The sequence below is a fragment of the Streptococcus sp. HMSC071D03 genome (genome assembly GCF_001812125.1).
GTDB classification, from domain to species: Bacteria; Bacillota; Bacilli; order Lactobacillales; family Streptococcaceae; genus Streptococcus; species Streptococcus pseudopneumoniae_N.
In genome coordinates this window covers 70,549-92,565 of record NZ_KV807753.1, presented here as the reverse complement: position 1 = coordinate 92,565, position 22,017 = coordinate 70,549, and the positions used below count along the sequence as shown (strand labels likewise).

At 39.6% G+C, this 22,017-nt stretch carries 24 protein-coding genes and 2 pseudogenes; 5 read left to right on the top strand and 21 right to left on the bottom strand.

The window, feature by feature from the left end:
- Positions 1–34: 34 nt before the first annotated feature.
- The 14 genes and pseudogenes from rpsR to HMPREF2837_RS05695 all read right to left on the bottom strand — a co-directional run bounded on the left by rpsR (position 35) and on the right by HMPREF2837_RS05695 (position 9,637).
- Entirely contained in the window at positions 35–274 is a 240-nt protein-coding gene (gene rpsR, locus HMPREF2837_RS05760) for a 30S ribosomal protein S18 (RefSeq protein ID WP_000068664.1), read from the bottom strand.
- A 31-nt stretch (positions 275–305) separates the two neighbouring features.
- On the bottom strand, positions 306–776 hold the full coding sequence (ssbA, locus tag HMPREF2837_RS05755; RefSeq protein ID WP_049549356.1) for a single-stranded DNA-binding protein SsbA: 471 nt from the start codon (positions 774–776) through the stop codon (positions 306–308).
- A gap of 11 nt (positions 777–787) precedes the next feature.
- Positions 788–1,078 carry a 30S ribosomal protein S6 gene (rpsF, locus tag HMPREF2837_RS05750; RefSeq protein ID WP_001151786.1) on the bottom strand — a complete coding sequence of 97 codons (291 nt, stop codon included), beginning with the start codon at positions 1,076–1,078 and terminating at the stop codon, positions 788–790.
- A gap of 128 nt (positions 1,079–1,206) precedes the next feature.
- Positions 1,207–1,863 carry a CBS domain-containing protein gene (locus tag HMPREF2837_RS05745; protein ID WP_049549357.1) on the bottom strand — a complete coding sequence of 219 codons (657 nt, stop codon included), beginning with the start codon at positions 1,861–1,863 and terminating at the stop codon, positions 1,207–1,209.
- Positions 1,864–2,161: 298 nt separating this feature from the next.
- Positions 2,162–2,872, bottom strand: coding sequence for an ABC transporter ATP-binding protein (locus tag HMPREF2837_RS05740; RefSeq protein ID WP_049549359.1), 711 nt, complete (start codon positions 2,870–2,872; stop codon positions 2,162–2,164).
- Entirely contained in the window at positions 2,872–3,636 is a 765-nt protein-coding gene (locus tag HMPREF2837_RS05735; RefSeq protein ID WP_001185990.1) for an ABC transporter ATP-binding protein, read from the bottom strand. Before HMPREF2837_RS05735 ends, HMPREF2837_RS05740 begins: the two co-directional genes overlap by 1 nt.
- Positions 3,636–4,592: a branched-chain amino acid ABC transporter permease gene (locus HMPREF2837_RS05730; protein ID WP_049549360.1), complete on the bottom strand. Its 957-nt coding sequence runs from the start codon at positions 4,590–4,592 to the stop codon at positions 3,636–3,638. The genes HMPREF2837_RS05735 and HMPREF2837_RS05730 overlap by 1 nt, the downstream gene beginning before the upstream one ends.
- Positions 4,593–4,595: 3 nt before the next feature.
- Positions 4,596–5,465 (bottom strand): branched-chain amino acid ABC transporter permease, encoded by an 870-nt coding sequence (locus tag HMPREF2837_RS05725; RefSeq protein WP_000941435.1) that lies wholly within the window; start codon positions 5,463–5,465, stop codon positions 4,596–4,598.
- A 114-nt stretch (positions 5,466–5,579) separates the two neighbouring features.
- Positions 5,580–6,740: an ABC transporter substrate-binding protein gene (locus HMPREF2837_RS05720; RefSeq protein WP_049549361.1), complete on the bottom strand. Its 1,161-nt coding sequence runs from the start codon at positions 6,738–6,740 to the stop codon at positions 5,580–5,582.
- Positions 6,741–6,826: 86 nt separating this feature from the next.
- Positions 6,827–7,096, bottom strand: coding sequence for a YlbG family protein (locus HMPREF2837_RS05715; RefSeq protein ID WP_049549362.1), 270 nt, complete (start codon positions 7,094–7,096; stop codon positions 6,827–6,829).
- A gap of 75 nt (positions 7,097–7,171) precedes the next feature.
- Positions 7,172–7,765: pseudogene (locus HMPREF2837_RS05710) on the bottom strand (ATP-dependent Clp protease proteolytic subunit); the annotation flags it as partial.
- 112 nt (positions 7,766–7,877) lie between these two features.
- Entirely contained in the window at positions 7,878–8,507 is a 630-nt protein-coding gene (gene upp, locus HMPREF2837_RS05705; RefSeq protein WP_049549363.1) for a uracil phosphoribosyltransferase, read from the bottom strand.
- An 86-nt stretch (positions 8,508–8,593) separates the two neighbouring features.
- A complete protein-coding gene (locus HMPREF2837_RS05700) occupies positions 8,594–9,061 on the bottom strand; it encodes a deoxycytidylate deaminase (RefSeq protein ID WP_000136981.1) in 468 nt (155 codons plus the stop codon).
- Positions 9,062–9,079: 18 nt separating this feature from the next.
- Positions 9,080–9,637 carry a TetR/AcrR family transcriptional regulator gene (locus HMPREF2837_RS05695; RefSeq protein WP_049549364.1) on the bottom strand — a complete coding sequence of 186 codons (558 nt, stop codon included), beginning with the start codon at positions 9,635–9,637 and terminating at the stop codon, positions 9,080–9,082.
- A 124-nt stretch (positions 9,638–9,761) separates the two neighbouring features.
- On the opposite strand from HMPREF2837_RS05695, the gene HMPREF2837_RS05690 reads away from it, so the two are divergent.
- The 4 genes from HMPREF2837_RS05690 to HMPREF2837_RS05675 all read left to right on the top strand — a co-directional run bounded on the left by HMPREF2837_RS05690 (position 9,762) and on the right by HMPREF2837_RS05675 (position 13,062).
- Positions 9,762–10,607 carry a DegV family protein gene (locus tag HMPREF2837_RS05690; RefSeq protein WP_049549365.1) on the top strand — a complete coding sequence of 282 codons (846 nt, stop codon included), beginning with the start codon at positions 9,762–9,764 and terminating at the stop codon, positions 10,605–10,607.
- A gap of 250 nt (positions 10,608–10,857) precedes the next feature.
- Positions 10,858–12,036 (top strand): aminoacetone oxidase, encoded by a 1,179-nt coding sequence (locus tag HMPREF2837_RS05685; RefSeq protein WP_049549366.1) that lies wholly within the window; start codon positions 10,858–10,860, stop codon positions 12,034–12,036.
- Positions 12,037–12,074: 38 nt separating this feature from the next.
- On the top strand, positions 12,075–12,596 hold the full coding sequence (locus HMPREF2837_RS05680; RefSeq protein ID WP_049549367.1) for a DUF1697 domain-containing protein: 522 nt from the start codon (positions 12,075–12,077) through the stop codon (positions 12,594–12,596).
- A 10-nt stretch (positions 12,597–12,606) separates the two neighbouring features.
- Positions 12,607–13,062: an 8-oxo-dGTP diphosphatase gene (locus HMPREF2837_RS05675; protein WP_049549368.1), complete on the top strand. Its 456-nt coding sequence runs from the start codon at positions 12,607–12,609 to the stop codon at positions 13,060–13,062.
- A gap of 234 nt (positions 13,063–13,296) precedes the next feature.
- Here the strand turns inward: HMPREF2837_RS05675 and HMPREF2837_RS05670 are convergent, their stop codons facing one another.
- Positions 13,297–14,037 (bottom strand): MerR family transcriptional regulator, encoded by a 741-nt coding sequence (locus HMPREF2837_RS05670; protein WP_049549369.1) that lies wholly within the window; start codon positions 14,035–14,037, stop codon positions 13,297–13,299.
- 228 nt (positions 14,038–14,265) lie between these two features.
- Here HMPREF2837_RS05670 and HMPREF2837_RS05665 point away from each other — a divergent pair.
- A pseudogene (locus HMPREF2837_RS05665) lies at positions 14,266–15,628 on the top strand (sodium-dependent transporter).
- A gap of 20 nt (positions 15,629–15,648) precedes the next feature.
- Here the strand turns inward: HMPREF2837_RS05665 and manA are convergent.
- From manA to spxB, 6 genes are all read right to left on the bottom strand, one after another.
- Entirely contained in the window at positions 15,649–16,593 is a 945-nt protein-coding gene (manA, locus tag HMPREF2837_RS05660) for a mannose-6-phosphate isomerase, class I (protein WP_049549370.1), read from the bottom strand.
- A gap of 120 nt (positions 16,594–16,713) precedes the next feature.
- A complete protein-coding gene (locus HMPREF2837_RS05655) occupies positions 16,714–18,153 on the bottom strand; it encodes a 6-phospho-beta-glucosidase (RefSeq protein ID WP_049549371.1) in 1,440 nt (479 codons plus the stop codon).
- 166 nt (positions 18,154–18,319) lie between these two features.
- Complete coding sequence (locus HMPREF2837_RS05650; protein ID WP_049549372.1) at positions 18,320–18,898, bottom strand: DUF3592 domain-containing protein; 579 nt, start codon at positions 18,896–18,898, stop codon at positions 18,320–18,322.
- A 117-nt stretch (positions 18,899–19,015) separates the two neighbouring features.
- Entirely contained in the window at positions 19,016–19,171 is a 156-nt protein-coding gene (locus HMPREF2837_RS11440) for a hypothetical protein (protein ID WP_186823205.1), read from the bottom strand.
- 372 nt (positions 19,172–19,543) lie between these two features.
- Positions 19,544–19,882, bottom strand: coding sequence for a VOC family protein (locus tag HMPREF2837_RS05645; RefSeq protein ID WP_049549373.1), 339 nt, complete (start codon positions 19,880–19,882; stop codon positions 19,544–19,546).
- Positions 19,883–19,993: 111 nt separating this feature from the next.
- The gene (gene spxB, locus HMPREF2837_RS05640) at positions 19,994–21,769 is read right to left on the bottom strand and encodes a pyruvate oxidase (protein WP_049549374.1); all 1,776 of its coding nucleotides are present in this window, start codon (positions 21,767–21,769) and stop codon (positions 19,994–19,996) included.
- Between the last annotated feature and the right edge of the window lie 248 nt (positions 21,770–22,017).

The following is a 22,017-nucleotide window of genomic DNA, read 5'->3' as shown; positions in this document are numbered from 1 at the left end:
CGGGTCTGAAAAAGAGGTCCCCCGGACCTCTTTTTTAATCTTCGTTTACGAAAGGCATCAAAGCCATTACGCGAGCGCGTTTGATAGCTGTTGTTACTTTACGTTGGTTTTTAGCTGAAGTTCCTGTTACACGACGAGGAAGGATTTTCCCACGTTCTGAAACGAAACGGCTAAGAAGCTCAGTATCTTTGTAATCAACATATTCAATTTTGTTTGCTGCGATGTAATCAACTTTTTTACGGCGTTTGAATCCGCCACGACGTTGTTGAGCCATGTTTTTTCTCCTTTATAGTATTAATTGTCCATTAGAATGGTAAATCATCATCTGAAATATCCAAAGGATTTGTTGCTCCAAATGGATTTTCATCACGTGAAAAGTCTGGTACTGATTGAGTAGGTGCCGAATAGTTTGAACTTGGTGCTGAATAAGCTCCACCAGTATGTCCTTCACGCACACTACGGCTTTCCAACATTTGGAAATTCTCAGCCACGACTTCCGTCACGTAGACACGTTGTCCTTGCTGGTTATCGTAACTACGAGTCTGAATACGGCCTGTCACCCCGATAAGTGAGCCTTTTTTAGCCCAATTAGCAAGATTCTCAGCCTGTTGGCGCCACATAACGACATTGATAAAATCAGCCTCACGTTCGCCATTTTGACTCTTAAATGTACGGTTTACTGCAAGAGTAAAAGTCGCAACTGCTACATTTGATGGGGTATAACGCAACTCAGCATCACGAGTCATACGCCCTACAAGTACAACATTGTTAATCATAATCTACCTTCTTACGCGTCAGTTTTGACGATCATGTGACGAAGAATGTCAGCGTTGATTTTTGAAAGACGGTCAAACTCTTTAAGAGCTGCATCATCATTTGCTTCAACGTTAACGATGTGGTAAAGTCCTTCGCGGAAATCTTGGATTTCGTATGCAAGACGACGTTTTTCCCATGTTTTTGATTCAACAACAGTTGCACCGTTGTCAGTCAAGATAGAGTCAAAACGTGCTACCAAAGCGTTTTTCGCTTCTTCTTCAATGTTTGGACGAATGATATAAAGAATTTCGTATTTAGCCATTGATATGTTCCTCCTTTTGGTCTAATGACCCCAAGACATTGCAAGGGGTAAGTGAGGTTTGCTCACAATAAATTATTATACTAGAAAAAAATTTTTTTCGCAAGTAAAAACTGCTTCTATTTTATTTTTTACAGTTTTTTTGCAGAAGTTTGTGTGATTTCTTCAACCTGAATATTCTCAGATTCAAATTTCTGTTTAAAGGTAGCTAGATCAACCGTTCCCTCAATTTGAACTTCGATAACAATCTTACCATCTTTACGTGGAATATTAACAGTATGAGAGATATTAAGATTTTCCTCAACGATTAAAGAAACAATCTTACCAAGTACCCCAACTTCATTTTCTGTGATAAAACGAACACGGATTCCCTCTTCGCCATAACCAGAAATTTCAAGAAATGCTCTGAATACATCACGGTCAGTAATGACACCATAGACTTGTTCATTATCAATAACTGGCAAGATTCCAATCTTATTTTTCAGCATAAGATAGGTTGCATCTTCCAAACTTGCATAACCGGAGACAGTTACAACATTACGAATCATGACGTCTTTTACTTTTGTTTTATTGAGCAAGTAATTCATCTCAAAGATTGAAAGACTCGTTGCTTTTGATGGACTGGCTTCAGCAATTGTTCCTTCTGTTACTAAACCAACTAATTTATCATTTTCAATAACAGGAAGACGATGCAAACCTTGTTCGCGCATCAAGTCTGCTGCATGTGCTACAGTCGTATCTGGACTAATATATACGACCTTTCGTGTCATAAAATCTTTAACTGCCATAGGAACTCTCCTTTATGTTTATAGCTTTATTATACACTTTTTACGAAAATCAATCAAACGCTTTCATTTCTTTTTCAAGATTCTGAAAACTCTGAAATACTATAAAAAGAGCCCCTATATTAGGGCCCTCAATCTTATGATTGTGTAATTTGTTTGGTAATCTTTCCTGCAGACTAAAACAATCCACTGGATTTGATGATTCCCAAGCAATCTCTATCCGCCGACTAAAACAATCCACTGGATCTGATGATTGCCAAGCAATCTCTATCTGCCGACTAAAAAGGTCCCCCAGACCTTTTTAGCCACCTAGATATGCTTTTCTGACTTCGTCTGATGCTGCGAGCTCTTTACCTGTTCCTGATAGGACAATCTTTCCTGTTTCCAGTACATAGCCTCGATCTGCGATGGCAAGTGCTTTATTGGCATTTTGCTCGATCAAAAGAACGGTCGTACCTTGCTTTTGAATATCTTGGATGATATCAAAAATTTCTTGGATAAAAATTGGAGCAAGCCCCATTGATGGTTCATCTAAGAGAAGAAGTTTAGGTGTTGACATAAGCGCACGTCCCATAGCAAGCATCTGCTGTTCACCACCTGATAGGGTAGCTGCATCTTGGTTTTTACGTTCTTCTAAACGCGGGAAACGAGAGAAGACTTTCTTCAGATTTGCTTGATTTTCTTCACGATTTTTCTTAAGGAAGGCTCCCATTTCCAAGTTTTCCATAACTGTCAAACCAGGGAAGACATGTCGTCCTTCTGGTACTTGTGAAAGACCTGATGCCACAATTTTCTGAGCTGGTGTCTTTTGAATTTCTTGTCCTAAAAATTCAATCCGACCAGAACTTGGACGAACAAGGCCTGATAAGGTACGAAGGATGGTTGTTTTACCAGCACCGTTTGCACCGATAAGGGAAACAACTTCTCCTTCATTTACTTCAAAGCTCACATCACGTACAGCTTGAATCATACCATAGTGTACTGAGAGGTTTTCAACTTTTAACATAGACATTAGGCTTCACCTCCAAGATAAGCTTCGATAACACGTTTATTACTCTTGATTTCATCTGGTGTCCCGTGAGCAATCAAACGACCGTACTCAAGAACATAGATACGCTCCGTAACTTCCATAACCAAGTTCATATCATGTTCAATCAGCATAATAGTAATCTTGAATTCATCCTTAATACGACGAATCAACTCAGTTAATTCTGCAGTTTCTTGTGGATTCATACCCGCTGCAGGCTCATCCAAGAAGAGGATTTTAGGTTCTGTAGCAAGAGCACGAACAATCTCTAAGCGACGTTGTTGACCATAGGCTAAATTTTTAGCTAGAGTTTCAGCATCTCCATCCAAGTCAAAGATTTTTAGTAATTCTAAGGCTTTAGCTTTCAATTCTTTTTCATTCTTATAAAAAGCTGGTAAGCGCAAGAAACTTGCAAAAACATGTTGTTTATGATGATTGCTAAATGCAATCAGAACGTTATCCAAAACTGTCAAGTCCTTAAAGAGGCGGATATTTTGGAAGGTACGCCCTAAACCAAGAGATGCGATTTTATAGGGTTGCTTGCCATTTAACAAGTGACCATCCAAGGTTACTGTCCCTTCGCTTGGTTCATAAACACCTGTCAACAAGTTGAAGAGGGTTGTTTTCCCAGCACCATTCGGTCCAATCAAACCAACAAGTTCACCTTCGTTCAATTCGAGAGTGACGTCCCCAACGGCTGTCAGACCGCCAAAATGTTTGGTTAAATTTTTTACTTCAAGCAATGCCATTAGTTTTGTCCCTCCTTCTTACCTTTTTTAAAGAGACGTGATAGGCTCAATTCCCAAGTCCCAAGAAGACCACCTGGTCTGAAGATCATAACAAGTACTAAGGCCAAAGCATAGATAATCATACGAACGCTGGCCACGTCTTGAAGGAGCATGTTCAAGATTCCAAGCACGATTGCAGCAACAATTGCCCCCGTAATGGATCCTAAACCACCAAATACAACGATAATCAATACATTGATAGAGTTGATGAACGTATAATCTTTTGGTACGACTGATCCGATAAATCCTGACTGAAGACTACCAGCGATACTTGCAGTAACAGCACCAAAAACAAAAGCGATGATTTTAATTTTTGTAGTATTCACCCCTACTGACTCAGCAGCAATCTCATCTTCACGAACTGATAAGGTTAAACGTCCGATAGGACTACGAAGGAAATTGAGAGTAGCAATCGTTGTAATCACAGCAAAGAAATATACCATTTGCCAAGTTGTAAAGTTAGGAATCCCCAAAATACCAGCAGCACCGTTTGTAAGGCTTCCACCATTAATAATGAAGATACGAATAATTTCAGCAACACCAAGTGTCGCAACCGCAAGATAATCCCCTTTCAAGCGTAGGGTAGGAATTCCAACGACCAAGGCAACCAGACCAGCAATGATAGCACCGAGCAACATAGCTCCAAAGAATGCACCATAGGTTGGAGACTTTGATCCGATAATGGCTGCTGCATAGGCACCAATAGCCATAAATCCAGCATGTCCAAGTGAAAACTGACCAGAGAACCCAACGATAAGGTTAAGACCTACTGCTAGAATAATGTTGATACCGATTTGTTCAATAATCTGAATATGGAAAAGATTCAAGACTCCTACAGAAACCAATAGGCTAATCAAACCATATCCAAGCAACAAAAGGAATAACCATAGAATATTAACTTTTAAATTTTCTTTCATTGTTTACACCTTCTCTTTCACATTCTTACCGAGGATACCAGCTGGGCGAACAATCAAGATTAAGAGCAAGATTCCATACACGATGGCATCACGGAAATCTGACATTCCGAAGGCGGTAGCAAATGTCTCCAAAAGACCAATAACAAAGCCACCCAGAGCTGCACCAGGGATAATTCCGATACCACCAAGAACGGCAGCCACGAATGATTTTATACCCGGAGTCATTCCCATCAATGGTTCAAGAGAGTTATAGTAAAGCGCAATCAAGACACCCGCTGCACCAGCTAGAGCTGAACCCAATGCAAAGGTGAAACTGATTGTACGGTTCACGTTAATCCCCATCAGCTGAGCAGCATCACTATCTACAGAAACAGCACGCATAGCTTTCCCCATCTTGGTTTTTTGTACGATGAGTTGTAGAAGAACCATCAAAACAAGTGAGACAGTCAAAATCAACAATTGAATATTTGTTAGACTGATTGGTCCCAAGTCATAACGCACTGTTTGGATTGCTTGAGGGAAGGCACGTGTGTTGGCACCTACCAGATAGACCATTCCATACTCCAGTAAGAAGGATACCCCGATAGCTGTAATCAATACAGAGATTCGAGTTGAATGACGTAATGGACGATAAGCTAGGAACTCAATGATAACACCGAGAATTGCTGTACCGATCATCGATAAGATCAAGGCAACAAAGAAATTTAATTGCAAGGAATTAATCAAAAAATAACCCATGAAAGCACCCATCATGTAAATATCACCATGGGCAAAGTTAATGAGCTTGATAATTCCATAAACCATAGTATAACCTAGGGCTAGTAGCGCATAGACACTACCCAAGATTAGACCATTGACAAGTTGTTGAAGCATATGGTTCACTCTTTCTAATTATTATTTTTAGGATTTTTATAAAAAAATAATCCTTTCATAAACACCGAAACAGGGAGTGAGTAAAAGCTCATTCCCCATTTACAATATCTATAATTATGGTTTTACGACTTCTGCTGCTTCAACCTTACCATTGTTCATGGTCATCATGTAAGCAGTTTTGACTGTGTTGTGGTCTGCATCGAAACTTGTTTGACCAGTTACACCTTCAAAGTCTTTTGTTTTAGCAAGGTTATCCTTGATTTCACCAGAGTTTTTAGCACCTTTTGCCGCGTTTGCTACAAGGTGAACTGAATCATAAGCCAAGGCTGCAAATGTTGAAGGATCTTCGTTGTATTTTGCACGATAAGCTTCAAGGAAGGCTTTTGCTTTTGCTGAAACTTCTACAGTAGTTGAGAAACCTGAGATAAAGTAGATATTTGATGCACGTTCAGCAGTTGCTTGTTGTACAAACTCTTCACCGTTGAATCCATCACCGCCAATGATTGGTTTATCAATTCCCATACCACGAGCTTGGTTTACAATCTTACCAGCTTCTGTGTAGTAACCTGGTAATACGATTGCATCAAAGTCTTTATCTTTGATTTTTGTCAAAGCTGCTTGGAAGTCAGTATCACCTGATACAAACGTTTCATCTGCTACGATTTCACCTGAGAATGAATCACGGAATGATTTTGCAATTCCTTTAGCGTAGTCGCTTGAGTTATCAGTATACAAAACAACTTTCTTAGCGTTCAACTTGTTTGTAACATAGTTAGAAATGATTTTTCCTTGGAAACTATCTTGGAAAGTTCCGATAAAGAGGTAATCTTGACCTTTAGTCAATCCATCTTGAGTCGCACTTGGCGAAATCAATGGAACACCTGCTTTTGTAGCGTTCGCTACCGCAGCTGCAGTTGCACCAGATGTCGCAGGTCCTACGATTGCTGATACTTTAGATTGGGTTACAAGGTTAGTTGTAACTGAAGCTGCCTCAGCTGTTTCAGACTTGTTATCTTTATCAACTACTTCGATTTGTTTTCCATCGATACCACCTGCGGCATTGATTTCATCAACGGCAAGTTGGGCACCTTTTTGTTCAGATGTTCCGTAGGCAGCTACGGCACCAGTTTCTTCGAAGTTAAATCCGATTTTGATTGTCTTTTCATCTACTGAGTTACCAGCAGCGTTTGACGCTCCAGACTTCACTTCTCCGCAGGCTGCAAGAAGTGCTACACTTGCAAGCGCCACAAACGATAGGGCAAATTTTTTCTTCATCTTTTTGTCTCCTTATTTCTTAAATAAATAGCATGTTAAGAATATACCGAATTATCAGAAAATTGTCAACACATTTATCTAAATTTTTACATGATAACGTTTTCGTTATTTCTGTAGAGACTACCAACAAAGGGAGTTTCCAATTCTTGGATATGACATTGTCTCACTTTTTTGACAAATTTCTCTTTTCCTAAACGGCTAACCAGTTCTTCCACTTCTTCTGTTGGGACATAAAGTTGCAGATAACGGTGTTTTTTAGAGTGGTAACAAATATCACCATAATTATCGAGTTTTTTTGCATCACGATTATAGTATAGGTAGATAATCAGACCAGACCGATTCTCTTTTTGAAACATATTACAACTTCCTTCTAACAATCTTCTTACCATTATATCAAAAAAAGCAAACTCAGTCGAGTTTGCTTCAAAAGATTAATTCAAAGAATTATTAGCCATGATTTCATCAATGAAACCATATTCAAGTGTTTCTTGAGCGCTCATCCAGTAATCACGTTCAGCATCTGCATGGATTTGCTCAACTGATTTACCAGAATTATCTGCAAGAATTTGCTCCAAAGTCTTACGAGTTTTAAGCAAGTGCTCAGCAGCAATAGCCATATCTGTTTGCTGTGTACCACCACCTGTACCACCCATTGGTTGGTGAATCATGTACTCTGCATTTGGAAGCATGAAGCGTTTGCCCTTAGCACCACTTGATGCGATAATAGTTCCCATTGAGGCAGCCATACCCATAACAATCGTTTGTACGTCTGCTTTAATGAAATTCATAGTATCTACAATTGCTAAACCAGCTGAAACTGATCCACCTGGTGTATTAACATAGAGGTAGATATCTTTAGTGCTGTCTTGAGCATCCAAGAAAAGCAATTGGGCGATAACTGAATTGGCCATATTGTCTTCAACTGGACCTGTCAGCATGATGATGCGGTCTTTCAAAAGACGAGAGTAGATATCGTAGGAACGTTCCCCACGACTTGTTTGTTCAATTACTACAGGAATCATTGATTTCTCCTTTTGATCTTTTTAATGAATAGATCACTACTGATAATGAAGCTATTATACCCCATTGGTCAAAAAAGGTCAATTTTTTAATTTGATCAAATCCTAGATTGGATTCTTATTTAGTACCGAACAAGCGGTCACCAGCATCTCCAAGACCTGGAACGATGTATCCATTTTCGTTCAAGCGTTCATCCAAAGCTGCTGTAAAGATTTCTACATCTGGGTGAGCTTCTTGAAGAGCTTTTACACCTTCTGGAGCAGATACAAGGCAGACAAATTTAATGTTTGAAGCGCCACGTTTTTTGAGGGAATCAACAGCAAGGATAGCTGAACCACCTGTCGCAAGCATTGGGTCAACAACAAAGATTTGACGTTGGTCGATATCTTCTGGTAATTTTACCAAGTATTCAACAGGTTGAAGAGTTTCTTCATCACGGTACATACCGATATGTCCAACCTTAGCAGCTGGAACCAAGCTCAAGAGACCGTCAACCATACCGATACCAGCACGCAAGATTGGTACAATTGCTAATTTTTTACCTGTCAATTGTTTTTGAACGGTTTTAGTAATTGGTGTTTCAATTTCCACATCTTCAAGCGGAAGATCACGAAGCACTTCATAGCCCATCAACATAGCGATTTCATCAACTAATTCACGAAATGCTTTAGTAGAAGTGTCTGTGCGACGCAAGATTGACAATTTATGTTGGATTAGTGGATGATCGATAACTTCAATTTTTCCCATTTTCTGAATTCCTTCTTTCAATTTATTCTTCTTATTATATCAAAAAATGGTTTAAAAATCCTTCTAAACCATCTTTTTTTTAATTTTTAAATCAAGTTAGCTTCTTGAAGAGCTGCTTGTACTGTCTCAAGTGGTAAATGGGTCAACTCTGTCCCTTTTTCACGATAGAGATACTGGGCGTAGTCGTCCATACGGTACTGATTAATATAAACGACACGTTCACAACCTACCTGAAGCAATTGCTTGGTACAGTTGAGGCATGGAAAATGTGTAACGTAGGCTGTAAATCCTTTTGGAACGCCACGTTCGGCTCCTTGTAGTATAGCATTTACCTCTGCATGAAGAGTGCGAACACAGTGACCCTCAATCACCAAACAGTCATGGTCAATACAGTGCTCTGTTCCTGATACAGAACCATTGTATCCTGTTGAAATCACCTTATTATCCTTGACTAAAACAGCTCCTACCTTAGCGCGTTTACAGGTTGAACGATTGGCAATCAATAGAGCTTGAGCAGCAAAATACTCATCCCAAGCCAGTCTTTTTTCTGTCATAACTTCTCTTCTCCTGATCTATTTTTTGAAAAATGGTAGGCGTAAATCTGCAATTTTTTCAGCAGGAACCTTCATTCCATCCTTGATCCATTTAAGCAAAACTGATACGATGGCAGAACTCCAAAAAGAATGCAGGTAAGAGCTGACTCCTTTTGATTTTCCATAGTATTTTTCTAAAAATTCTTGCATGGCTTGCACAAAGATTTTTTCCAAGTGGTAGTCCAAGGCAAGCTGAATAACTTTAGCCTCTTTCTTGGCTTCTCTAAAGAGGCGAACCCAAACCAGATAGAGGTCCGTTTTAACATCGTAATGGCTCAATTGCTCCATAATGTTATGGACGCTTCGTTTAAAGACACTTTCTAAAATCTCTTCTTTGGAGTCATAGTTTCGATAAAAGGCTGCACGGGAGACTCCAGCTCGTTTGACCAATTCGGAAATGCTAATCTTTGTCAATTCCTTTTTCTCCAAAAGTTGCAAGAGAGCTGTTTCGATAGCTTCTCTAGTCAGTAAATTGGATTCTTGATTGGATTTTATGAGATTTTCAAGTGAATTTTCAGAAATTCTTCGTTCGGCCATAACACTTCCTTTCTACTTGTGACAACAGAGTGACGAGACTTTTGTTTTAAGCACTTTCATGATATAATTGTAGAAAAAGACAGAACCTTTGTCAATGTATAAGTGACAAAGATGGAGAATTTCTATGACTTGGAAGATTGTGGCAGATTCTGGTTGTGATTATCGTCAATTACCTACTCCTGCGATTGACACTGAATTTGTAAGTGTTCCTTTAACCATTCAAGTGGCTGATCAAGTCTTTATTGACGATGCTAGTCTTGATATTGACAAAATGATGGAAACCATGTATGCAACTTCTGAAGCTTCAAAATCAGCTTGTCCTAGCCCTGATGATTACTTGCGAGCATTTGAAGGGGCAAAACATATTTTTGTAGTGACCATTACCGGAACTCTTTCTGGTAGTCAAAACAGCGCTCAATTAGCTAAGAATCTCTATCTCGAAGAACATCCTGATACTCAGATTCATGTTATTGACAGCTTGTCTGCTGGTGGGGAAGTTGATCTAATCGTTGAGAAAATCAATGATTTGATTGACCAAGGACTTTCTTTTGAAGAAGTGGTTAATGCTATTACTGCTTACCAAGAAAAAACTAAGTTATTGTTCGTTCTCGCTAAGGTTGATAATCTGGTTAAGAATGGTCGCTTGAGTAAACTGATCGGTACAGTTGTTGGGCTCCTCAATATTCGTATGGTTGGGGAAGCAAGTGAAACTGGAACCTTGGAACTCCTCCAAAAGGCTCGTGGTGCTAAAAAATCTCTTCAAGCTACCTATGAAGAATTAATTAAAGCTGGCTATGCTGGTGGACGTATAGTCATGGCTCACCGCAGTAATGATAAATTCTGCCAACAGCTCTCTGAACGTGTGCGTGAAAAATTCCCACAAGCTGAAATCAAGATTATCCCAACCTCTGGACTCTGCAGTTTTTATGCAGAAGAGGGTGGACTCCTCATGGGATATGAAATTGACTAATTTATATAAGACAGAGGTCGGGATTCAATATCCCGACCTCAATTTTTATCAGCAATTATCTTTTCTACTGTAGCTGAGTAGACTTTTGTGGCTCTTTTCGGATCCACAAAACTATTTTACTGACAATTATATCTTGTCAATTCATAAGACTCAACAAACCACTGATTTATTAAAAATTCGTGGGACTAGGTAAGTAAAACTTGATCTATCGATTTCTGTCCCTCCGTCTTTTTTATGGTACAATACTTTTATGAAATATTTTGACACTATTGTAATCGGGGGAGGCCCGGCTGGTATGATGGCTACAATTTCAAGTAGCTTTTATGGGCAGAAAACACTTCTCATCGAAAAAAATCGAAAACTCGGAAAAAAATTAGCTGGTACTGGTGGTGGGCGCTGCAACGTGACCAACAATGGAACTCTAGATGACCTATTAGCTGGCATCCCTGGAAATGGCCGCTTTCTATACAGTGTCTTCTCCCAGTTTGATAACCATGATATCATCAACTTTTTTACTGAAAATGGCGTAAAACTCAAGGTCGAAGACCATGGCCGCGTCTTTCCAGCCAGTGACAAATCTCGGACCATAATTGAAGCTTTGGAAAAGAAAATTATTGAACTTGGTGGGCAAATTGCTACTCAAACAGAAATTGTTTCAGTTAAAAAGATAGACGACCAGTTTGTCCTGAAATCACCAGACCAGACCTTTACTTGTGATAAACTCATTGTCACAACAGGTGGAAAATCCTATCCTTCTACTGGCTCTACTGGTTTTGGTCATGAGATTGCTCGCCATTTCAAACACACTATTACCGAGCTTGAGGCTGCTGAAAGTCCATTGTTGACTGATTTCCCGCATAAGGCCTTGCAGGGAATTTCCCTAGACGATGTGACCCTAAGCTATGGCAAGCATGTCATCACTCATGACCTACTCTTTACCCACTTTGGTTTGTCAGGTCCTGCTGCGCTACGCATGTCTAGCTTTGTCAAGGGTGGGGAAATTCTCTCTCTAGATGTCTTACCACAACTTTCAGAAGGTGACTTAGTTGACTTTTTAGAAGAGAACCGTGAAAAGTCCTTGAAAAATGCCTTAAAAACTTTACTCCCTGAACGCTTGGCAGAATTTTTTGTCCAAGGATATCCTGAAAAAGTCAAACAACTAACTGAAAGAGAACGCGACCAACTTCTCCAGTCTATCAAGGCATTCAAAATCCCTGTGACAGGAAAAATGTCCTTGGCTAAGTCCTTTGTTACCAAAGGTGGTGTTAGTCTCAAGGAAATCAATCCTAAAACGCTGGAAAGCAAACTGGTTCCTGGCCTTCACTTTGCAGGAGAGGTCCTAGATATCAACGCCCACACGGGTGGATTTAACATCACTTCTGCCCTCTGTACTGGCTGGGTGGCAGGCTCAAACTTAATCTATAAATGATTTAGTATCTAAGGATGTTAGATAAGAAAGGAACTACTTTGGAACATATTATCTTACTAAGGGGAGTTACTCCTAATGGAAAAAATGCTATCCCTAAAATGTCTTATCTAGTAGATATCTTGATAGAAGCTGATTTTCAACACGTTCGAACCTATATTCAAAGTGGGAATATCATTCTTGAAAGTGACTTATCTCTGGAAGAAATACGAGAACAGGTTCACACTCTAATAAAGGAAAAAATTGGTGCTGATTTAAAATTGGTAATCAAGAACAAAAATGATTTTGCAAAAATTGTCCAAGAAAACCCATTTGGAAAACACTATCTTTTTGACCGAATACATGTGATCCTTTTTCAAAATGATATCCAAAGTCTACCATTAGAAAAATTGGATAGTGACTATGGTGAAGAAGAAATTTGTATCGGCAACCATTGTCTTTACCTCTATCTCCCTAGAACTGCAAAACGAAAAAAACTTAATACCAACTATCTTGAAAAGCTGTTCGACGTTGATCTGACCATGCGAAAGTTAAACGTGGTAGAAAAATTACTAACAAAATAGGAAAAATAATATGAGCAGAAGAGAATCAGTCGAATTTGTCAACATGTGTATGATTAAAAACGGAGACAAGGTTCTTGTCCAAGACCGAGTTAGTCCTAACTGGCCTGGCATTACTTTTCCTGGTGGCCATGTTGAACGTGGCGAATCCTTTGTCGATGCTGTCATTCGCGAAGTGAAAGAAGAAACTGGTCTGACCATTTCTAAACCCCAACTCTGTGGTATCAAAGACTGGTATGATGATGCAGATTATCGCTATGTTGTCCTCTTTTACAAAACAGAACACTTTACTGGTGAGCTCCAATCTTCAGACGAAGGAAAAGTCTGGTGGGAGGATTTTGAAAATCTATCTCATCTAAAATTAGCTACTGAGGATATGTCTGATATGCTTCGTGTTTTTCTCGAAGAGGACCTCAGTGAGTTCTTTTACTATAAGGATGGAGAAGACTGGTCTTACCAACTCAAATAACAGTAAATCGGCAGAGGTCACTCCGCCGATTTTATCTTATCTAATCTTCAAGCTAGGTCTGTGTCCTCCTACTAATACTCAATGAAAATCAAAGAGCAAACTAGAAAGCTAGCCGCAGGCTGCTCAAAGTACAGCTTTGAGGTTGCGGATAAAGCTGATGTGGTTTGAATGTGATTTTCGAAGAGTATAAATTTCTGTTACTGGCTTTGTCAGTTCTAGCTTAGTCTGTGGGTTTTATCGAGTTTGTGTGCTTACATAGTGAGCAATGACATCTGATGTGTACTGGGCTGTTCCCTGTCTAAACTTATCAATATTTTCCTTGAACTCTGGATTATAGACATAGCCTTTTCCGATATGACCAAAGACCTCAATAGAACAGTCAAATCCATAAGTACGAATAGCTTGCAAGAGTTTGCCTGCTTCTTCTTGGTTTTCAGATGCTGTTATCGGTAGACCGTCTTTGAGATTTTGAGCTAAGCTTTGAAAGACTTGATTAAAGGCTGTTTCAGCCTCATCCTCTCGTCCTTTTTGACGCTCAAGTGCTTGATCCATGACTTCTTGACCATACTTATCTACCGCCTCTTGGTGGTATTTTTGATTGTCCTGGTAGCTAAATCCAGTGAATTTTTCCTCAATAGTCATTTTTCTTTCTCCTTTTTGTTCTTGAATGGTTTTTTGTAAGGTTGAAATCAAGGTATCCAGATGTTGCCTCTCATGGGTTAAATAGTCCAACTGTCTAGTTAAATGTGACAATATATCTGTCGTATCTTCCTTCAATAGCTCTGCTATTTTTTCTAAAGAAAAGCCTAGATACTTGTAATAGAGGATAACCTGTAGTCGTTCTAGATCCTCTTGACTATAGGTTCGATAGCCATTTTCTGACTTTAATGGAACCAAAAGTCCAATCTTGTCATAATGGTAGAGGGTCTTGACGGAGACACCTGAAAGTTGCGCAGCTTCTTTGATATAGTACATGATTTCCTCCTCACATAAATAGTATATACCCTCCCCTTTGAGGAGAGTCAAGTATTTTATCATATTTTTTATGAAAATATGAAAATCGCTTTCTTGACAGACTTGAAAAATCATGATAGGATAATCAAGTCTATCAATCAAAGAATAAGCTCAAAAGAGCAATTGAGAGAAGGCTATTTGACAACTCAAGTAGCCTTTTATTATTTAGAAATAGATTGGAGTTTAACAATGTCTGAAAAATCGCAATGGGGCTCAAAACTGGGCTTTATCCTTGCATCTGCAGGTTCTGCTATTGGTCTTGGGGCCGTTTGGAAGTTCCCTTACATGACTGCTGCCAATGGTGGGGGAGGTTTTTTACTGGTCTTTCTCATCTCGACACTATTGATTGGATTTCCACTTCTCTTGGCTGAATTTGCCCTCGGTCGAAGTGCGGGCGTGTCAGCAATCAAAACCTTTGGAAAATTGGGTGATAACAAGAACTACAATTTTATCGGTTGGATCGGTGCCTTTGCACTTTTCATCCTCTTATCCTTTTACAGTGTTATCGGGGGATGGGTTTTAGTTTATCTAGGTATCGCTATTGCTAAAGCCTTCCAAGTTGGGATTAGCAGTGATTATGCCCAGCTCTTCACAGATATTATTTCTAATCCTTGGATTGCCCTTGGTTCTCAAGCACTCTTTATCTTCCTCAACATCTTTATCGTATCTAAGGGAGTTCAAAAAGGAATTGAAAGAGCATCGAAAGTTATGATGCCCCTGCTCTTTATCATCTTTGTCATTATCATCGGGCGCTCTCTAAGCTTGCCAAATGCTATGGAAGGGGTCGTTTATTTCCTCAAACCTGATTTTTCAAAACTGACAAGTTCTGGTTTCCTCTATGCTCTAGGACAGTCATTCTTTGCTTTGTCCCTCGGGGTTACGGCCATGTTGACCTATGCTTCTTACCTAGATAAGAAAACCAATCTGGTCCAATCAGGTGTGTCTATCGTTGCCATGAACATTTCTGTATCAATCATGGCAGGACTAGCTATTTTCCCAGCTATGTCAGCCTTCAATATCCAGTCTGAAGGTGGTCCTAGTCTCCTCTTTATCGTTCTACCCCAACTCTTTGACAAGATGCCTTTTGGAAGTATCTTCTATATTCTCTTTCTCTTGCTCTTCCTCTTTGCGACAGTCACTTCTTCTGTCGTTATGCTGGAAATCAATGTGGGTAATATCACCAATCAGGACAACAGTAAGCGTGCTAAATGGAGTGCTATTTTAGGAATCTTGACCTTTGTCTTTGGAATTCCTTCAGCCCTATCTTACGGTGTCATGGCGGATGTTCACATCTTTGGGAAGACCTTCTTTGACGCTATGGATTTCTTGGTTTCCAACCTCCTCATGCCATTCGGCGCCCTCTGCTTGTCTCTCTTTACAGGCTATATTTTCAAGAAGGTACTGGCAATGGAGGAACTTCATCTTGATGAAACACCGTGGAAACAAGGACTTTTCCAAGTCTGGCTCTTCCTTCTTCGTTTCGTCATTCCAATCATCATCATCGTGGTCTTCATCGCCCAATTTATGTAAATACAAAAAAGGACTTGAGTAATGAACTCAGGCCCTTTCTTTTTATGGATGACTAACAATCAATTCTAGACCTTGCCCTTCCAGAGTCCATGCTTCAACATCGCTTGGCAAGATAAAGTGGCTACCTTTTTGGATTGGATATTCCTTACCGTCTACAATGAGCTGACCTTGACCAGCCAAGACACTTAACAAGCTGTAATCAGCTGTTTTTTCAAAGTCAACTTTTCCAGTAATTTCCCACTTGTAAACTGCGAAGAATTCATTGGATACAAGGAGAGTTGAACGCAAATCATCTGCTTTAACAGTCACAGGACGGCTATTTGCAGGCTCACCAATATTTAAAACATCGATGGATTTTTCAAGATGAAGCTCACGCAAGTTGCCATTATCATCCTTGCGGTCAAAGTCATAGACACGGTAGGTTGTATCACTAGACTGTTGCGTTTCAAGAATCAAGATTCCCGCCCCGATAGCGTGCATGGTTCCACTTGGAACATAGAAGAAATCCCCAGCCTTAACAGGAACCTTTGTCAGCAAGGCATCCCAGTTCTTATCTTCGATTTGCTGACGGAGTTCTTCTTTTGACTTGGCATTGTGACCATAGATAATCTCTGAATCTTCATCCGCAGCTATAATATACCAGCATTCAGTTTTTCCGAGTTCGCCTTCATGCTCGAGTCCGTAAGCATCGTCTGGGTGAACTTGGACGCTGAGCCAGTCGTTGGCATCGAGGATTTTGGTCAAGAGTGGAAATACAGGCTCTGGACGATTGCCAAATAATTCACGGTGTTCCGCATACAAAGTAGCGAGGTCTGTTCCTTGATAGCGCCCATTGGCTACCTTAGACACTCCATTTGAATGAGCTGAGATGGCCCAGTATTCTCCGATTTTTTCATTTGGAATGTCGTAGCCAAACTCATCACGTAGTTTAGTCCCACCCCAGATTTTTTCTTGCATAACTGATTGTAAAAATAATGGTTCTGACATCTTATTCTCCTGTCTGATTTTTCTCCTATCATTATAGCAAAAAGCTAGGTCTAATTGAACTCTTTTTCAGATCTTATAAAGTAGGGAGAAGATTTTGTAAAAATAGTGAATAAATGTGTTCTACTCAATGCTTGCACCATTGCTGGCAATGACATCCTTGTACCAGTAGAAGGACTTCTTCTTGCTACGTTTGAGACTTCCATGATCTTCATTATCACGATCCACATAGATAAAGCCATAGCGTTTATTCATTTCGCCTGTTCCAGCTGAAACCAGATCGATACAACCCCAAGTCGTATAACCAAGCAAGTTAACTCCATCTTGGTAAATGGCATCTCGCATAGCCTTGATATGAGCTTCTAAATAATCAATCCGATAGTCATCTGCTACATAACCATTCTCATCCGGTGTATCAATAGCACCGAGGCCATTTTCTACGATGAACATAGGCTTTTGGTAACGATCCCAGATGGCATTGAGAGTGATACGAAGTCCTAATGGGTCAATCTGCCATCCCCATTCTGAGGATTCTAGATAGGGATTTTTGAGAGAGGCAAAAACATTTCCAGCTGTTAATTCTTTAACTTCTGGATCACCTGAGGCTACTCGACTTGCATAGTAAGAGAAGGAAACAAAGTCAACAGTGTAATTCTTCAACAAGTCTAGATCCTCTGCCGTCATTTCAATCTCAATCCCTTCACGCTCCCACTGCTTCTTGGCGTAGCTTGGGTATTCCCCACGCGCCTGAACATCAATGAAAAAGTAACTCTTGCGATCTTCCTCCATAGCAGCCCAGTAGTCTCTCGGATGGGCTGTGTTAGGATAATACTGCCCTGCTGCCAACATGCATCCCACCTTGTTTTCTGGGTCAATTTCGTGGGCAAGCTTAGTCGCCAGAGCTGAAGCTACCAACTCATGGTGAGCTGCTTGGTATTTGACTTGTTCTTGATTTTCACCTTCTTCAAAACAGAGACCAGCTCCCATAAAAGGTGCATGGAGAATCATATTAATTTCATTAAATGTTAGCCAGTATTTGACCAAGCCCTTATAACGGGTAAAGAGTGTGCGACAGAGATTCTCATAGAAGTCCAACATACGACGATTGCGCCAACCACCATATTCTTCAATCAAGTGCATAGGACAGTCGAAATGCGTGATAGTAACCAGAGGTTGGATTCCATACTTGTGGCACTCCTTAAATAAATCCTCATAAAAGGCTAGACCAGCTTCATTTGGCTCCGCTTCGTCACCCTTAGGAAAAATCCGAGTCCAAGCGATGGAAAGCCGATAGGTCTTAAAGCCCATTTCCGCAAAAAGGGCAATATCTTCCTTGTAATGATGGTACATATCAATAGCTTGCTTGGCTGGGTAAAAATAGCCCTCCTCAAAAGAAAACATCTTTTTCTGACCTGTGATGATGATTTCACGGTCCTTACCGATTGGAACAACATCAACATTCGCCAACCCACGACCGTCTAAATTATAAGCACCCTCGCATTGGTTGGCTGCTGTTGCACCACCCCAGAGAAAACCCTCTGGAAATTGTAGTATTTCTGTCATCACTTTACCTCATATGATTTCCTGGTACTATTATACTATCAAACATTTAAAAATTCCTGAAATAGCTCCAAAAAATGTTTTAAGAAAAGCATTTTCTTTACAAAAAAGCTTCTACGATGAACATAGAAGCCAAATAGGGTAGTTGAAGTTTGTATACAAAACTGCTTTATTTCATAAGATTTGGAAGAATAAACATGATAAAGAAAGCTAGAGCAACCATAATAAAAACATTGAGATAGATAAAACATTTTACCAACCATGCATATCGCCCAGGTCTTAGTGGTCTTTCTACATAGGAATGTTTTGGTTTTTTAGGATCATAATAAACAGCAACTTTTCCACCAATTGGAAAGCCTTCCTTAAGTGGAGATTTTGTAAAAGACAAAAAACTATTCCCCTTAACTTTGTATCTTAAAACTTGTGGAATTTCACCATTTTCAAAATTATCCGTTTTTACATCAGATACGATTGAACCTAAGGGAGTACTGATTGTATTTGAAATAGCAGATAGAAATTTAGGCCCTACGACCTTGTATTGGTTCCCATCAACAGTGTATTCAACAACTGGGAGACTAATCCCATTATAAAGAGCATAGGAATATCGGATAATAACTCCTTCCGTTCTTTCGGTACATCTCTTGGCATTGCTATAATTACTAAATATAAAATAGGAAAACATAAAATAGGTGAAGGCAGCAAATCCTAACATCATTAAGCCAATTAATAGAAAGAAAGTTGTTGGCATATTTTTCTCCTTAAAACATTGTTATGAAGCTATTTTAACAAATTTAACAGAAAAGACAAGAAAAAGACCGGATTGCTCCGATCTTTTCAGTCATCAAAATGTAAGAAAATTAATACCTCATGCTATTAATCGATTGATTGTCAGCAAGCCATGGTTAATTATTGCAGCAATATCTTCCAGACCACGAAGAATAAAACTACCTATAATCAATCCTAGAATAATTGAACAGATAATCATGGTAATACAGATTAAATAAATATCCTTTTTTTGCATCTCTTTTCTCCTAATATCTATTCGCGTCCATTCATGGAGATACTTTCAATCTCAAGGTTCATTGGTCATTATGTGACAATTGTAAGGTTTCCCAGAACCATAAAGTCGAGCGGTAAACTGAACGCCATCTTCACTCTCTCTTCCTAATAAAATAAAGAAGCCCTCTTACTATATCTATTTAAAAATATTTCTCCTTTCCATATCAGTTACATTTTTATTATAAGATTTCAGGATAGCGCTGTCAACCATTTATATGCAAGTTCTTTATATAAAAAAGACCGGATGGCTCCGATCTTTTAATAGTTTATGTTCTTAATTTCTGTTTTAAAAATAGCTAAGGTTAACTTCAAATGACTAAGCGACCTATTTCATTCAATAAAAATCAATAACTAGACCAGCAGGACCTTTAACTAATAAGGACTCTGTCCCCCAATCCGTTTCACAAGGACCGTGTAAAATCTCGACACCAAGCTCTTTCAACCGTTTGTAGTTCAGGTCTACATCCTCAACCTCGATATGAATAATGATTCCTGACTGAAAATCTTCCAAAGGAATTAAATGATTTCGGGAGAACATGAGGCAGTGACTGCCAATCGTGAACTGAGCAAAACCATCATCAACATAATCGGCTTTTTTGTCCAAAATACGCTCCAGGTCAGCACAGACTTGGGGAACATCTGAAACGATAATATCCAATTGATTTAAATTCATTTACTCTCCTCCATAAAAAGACCGGATGGCTCCGATCTTTTCAAGTTTCCCTCTAAGAAAATCAATGCATAAAATCTACAATGTTTACTTTTTGATTTTCGTCGAGAGGAATTATTTAATTGCGCGTGATTGCAATCCTTCTTCTTCCAAGAAGAGGCGGAATGGTACAAGCTCTTCAGCTTCGTATTTTTCCTTGAAGGCTTTGATAGCTTCTTCTGAGTGTTGTTTTGGATCCAACTCAAGTACTTCTACTGGAAGTGGACGGTGTTGAGTGATGTGAGCATCGATCACAACAGTTTTACCTTCTTTGTTCAATTTAACAGCTTCTGCAACAACTGCATCGATATCTTCGATACGGTTCACAGTGAACCCTACAGCACCTTGCGCTTCAGCGATTTTCGCATAGTCAGCATTAGGGAAGTCACAACCAAACAAGTGTTTGTTTGTGTCTTCGTATTTGTCCTTGATGAAGGCATATTTACCATTTGAGAAGACAACGTTGATAACTGGAAGGTCGTATTGAACGTTTGTGATAACGTCTGGGTAGCACATGTTGAATGCACCGTCACCCATGATGTTCCATACTTGGCGATCTGGATTGTCTTTCTTAGCAGCGATACCACCAGGAAGGGCAATACCCATTGTCGCAAAGAGTGGAGATGTACGCCACATGTTCTTAGGTGTCATGTGAAGGTGACGAGTAGATGTTTGAGTAGTGTCACCTACGTCGATTGAGTAGATAGCGTCTTGATCAGCATGTTTGTTGATTGCATTGTAAACTTGATACAATTGCAATTCACCCTCAGTTTTACCTTCGAGTTTGTTCATGTAATCACGCCAGTTTTGGTTGTTCTTCACGTTTGCACGCCACCATGGAGTAGATTCAACTGGGTTCACTTTGTCAAGGATAGCTTTAGCTGCTTGACCTGCATCACCAAGGATTGAAGCGTCAAGGGCGTGACGTTTACCAAGTTTGTAAGGGTCGATATCGACTTGGATGAATTTTTCAGTATTTTTGAATGCTTCGTAAACTTCAGCAAATGGGAAGTTTGAACCAAGGAAAAGAACTGTGTCTGCTTCAAAGACCACTTCGTTGGCTGGTTTCCAACCAACACGGTAAGCAGAACCTGTCAAACCTTCGTAGTTCCATTCAAAAGCTTCAAAGTTTTTACCAGTTGTGATGATTGGTGCTTTGATTTTACGTGACAATTCAGTGATTACTTCACCAGCTTTCACACCACCGTAACCAGCGTAGATAACTGGACGTTCAGCGTTGTTCAAAATTTCAACAGCTTTGTCGATTTCAACTTCGTTCAAAGCAGGAGCGATAAATGAACGCTCGTAAGAACCTGAACCGTAGTATGAACTTTCGTCGATTTCTTGGAAACCGAAGTTTACTGGAATTTCAACAACAGCTGGACCTTTTTTAGAAACGGCAGCACGGCAAGCTTCGTCAATCACTTTTGGCAATTGCTCTGCGTAAGCTACACGTTTGTTGTAAACAGCGATACCGTTGTACATTGGGTTTTGGTTAAGCTCTTGGAAAGCATCCATGTTCAATTCGTTAACTGGACGTGATCCAAGGATAGCAAGGAATGGAGTGTTATCCATAGCTGCATCGTAAACACCGTTGATCAAGTGAGTCGCACCTGGACCACCTGAACCAACTGCAACACCGATAGAACCGCCAAATTTAGCTTGCATAACCGCTGCAAGAGCGCCTGTTTCTTCGTGGCGAACTTGCAAGAAACGGATATCTTTGTCTTCAGCCAAAGCGTCCATAAGTGAGCTGAGTGTTCCTGATGGGATACCGTAGATAGTGTCTACGCCCCATGTTTTCAATACGTTAAGCATTGCTGCTGATGCAGTAATTTTCCCTTGAGTCATAATGATAACTCTCCTTAAAAGTTAATTTGATGAATAATAAAAGCGCTTTTATATGTTTTTTGAAAACGATTCAGTAAATTTACACTCCTAATTTATCACATTTACTTATAGTTTCATAAGAATGTGCTCACAAAACTACATTCTCTATTACAGTACAGATTGAAAACGTTTTGAATATCTGTTTTAGAATAGCAAAAAAGCGGTTAAAACCGCCTTTTTATACTCAATGAAAATCAAAGAGCAAACTA

Bases quoted from the DNA above. Each gene is read 5' to 3' on its own strand.
- HMPREF2837_RS05690 (WP_049549365.1), top strand. From the start codon at position 9,762: ATGACTTGGAAGATTGTGGCAGATTCTGGTTGTGATTATCGTCAATTA.
- HMPREF2837_RS05720 (WP_049549361.1), bottom strand. From the start codon at position 6,740: ATGAAGAAAAAATTTGCCCTATCGTTTGTGGCGCTTGCAAGTGTAGCA.
- HMPREF2837_RS05655 (WP_049549371.1), bottom strand. From the start codon at position 18,153: ATGACAGAAATACTACAATTTCCAGAGGGTTTTCTCTGGGGTGGTGCA.
- HMPREF2837_RS05695 (WP_049549364.1), bottom strand. From the start codon at position 9,637: ATGGCCGAACGAAGAATTTCTGAAAATTCACTTGAAAATCTCATAAAA.
- manA (WP_049549370.1), bottom strand. From the start codon at position 16,593: ATGTCAGAACCATTATTTTTACAATCAGTTATGCAAGAAAAAATCTGG.
- rpsF (WP_001151786.1), bottom strand. From the start codon at position 1,078: ATGGCTAAATACGAAATTCTTTATATCATTCGTCCAAACATTGAAGAA.
- HMPREF2837_RS05650 (WP_049549372.1), bottom strand. From the start codon at position 18,898: ATGCCAACAACTTTCTTTCTATTAATTGGCTTAATGATGTTAGGATTT.
- ssbA (WP_049549356.1), bottom strand. From the start codon at position 776: ATGATTAACAATGTTGTACTTGTAGGGCGTATGACTCGTGATGCTGAG.
- HMPREF2837_RS05740 (WP_049549359.1), bottom strand. From the start codon at position 2,872: ATGTCTATGTTAAAAGTTGAAAACCTCTCAGTACACTATGGTATGATT.
- HMPREF2837_RS05725 (WP_000941435.1), bottom strand. From the start codon at position 5,465: ATGCTTCAACAACTTGTCAATGGTCTAATCTTGGGTAGTGTCTATGCG.
- HMPREF2837_RS05645 (WP_049549373.1), bottom strand. From the start codon at position 19,882: ATGAATTTAAATCAATTGGATATTATCGTTTCAGATGTTCCCCAAGTC.
- HMPREF2837_RS11440 (WP_186823205.1), bottom strand. From the start codon at position 19,171: ATGCAAAAAAAGGATATTTATTTAATCTGTATTACCATGATTATCTGT.
- rpsR (WP_000068664.1), bottom strand. From the start codon at position 274: ATGGCTCAACAACGTCGTGGCGGATTCAAACGCCGTAAAAAAGTTGAT.
- upp (WP_049549363.1), bottom strand. From the start codon at position 8,507: ATGGGAAAAATTGAAGTTATCGATCATCCACTAATCCAACATAAATTG.
- HMPREF2837_RS05670 (WP_049549369.1), bottom strand. From the start codon at position 14,037: ATGTACTATATCAAAGAAGCTGCGCAACTTTCAGGTGTCTCCGTCAAG.
- HMPREF2837_RS05735 (WP_001185990.1), bottom strand. From the start codon at position 3,636: ATGGCATTGCTTGAAGTAAAAAATTTAACCAAACATTTTGGCGGTCTG.
- HMPREF2837_RS05675 (WP_049549368.1), top strand. From the start codon at position 12,607: ATGAGCAGAAGAGAATCAGTCGAATTTGTCAACATGTGTATGATTAAA.
- HMPREF2837_RS05730 (WP_049549360.1), bottom strand. From the start codon at position 4,592: ATGAAAGAAAATTTAAAAGTTAATATTCTATGGTTATTCCTTTTGTTG.
- HMPREF2837_RS05685 (WP_049549366.1), top strand. From the start codon at position 10,858: ATGAAATATTTTGACACTATTGTAATCGGGGGAGGCCCGGCTGGTATG.
- spxB (WP_049549374.1), bottom strand. From the start codon at position 21,769: ATGACTCAAGGGAAAATTACTGCATCAGCAGCAATGCTTAACGTATTG.
- HMPREF2837_RS05715 (WP_049549362.1), bottom strand. From the start codon at position 7,096: ATGTTTCAAAAAGAGAATCGGTCTGGTCTGATTATCTACCTATACTAT.
- HMPREF2837_RS05700 (WP_000136981.1), bottom strand. From the start codon at position 9,061: ATGACAGAAAAAAGACTGGCTTGGGATGAGTATTTTGCTGCTCAAGCT.
- HMPREF2837_RS05745 (WP_049549357.1), bottom strand. From the start codon at position 1,863: ATGGCAGTTAAAGATTTTATGACACGAAAGGTCGTATATATTAGTCCA.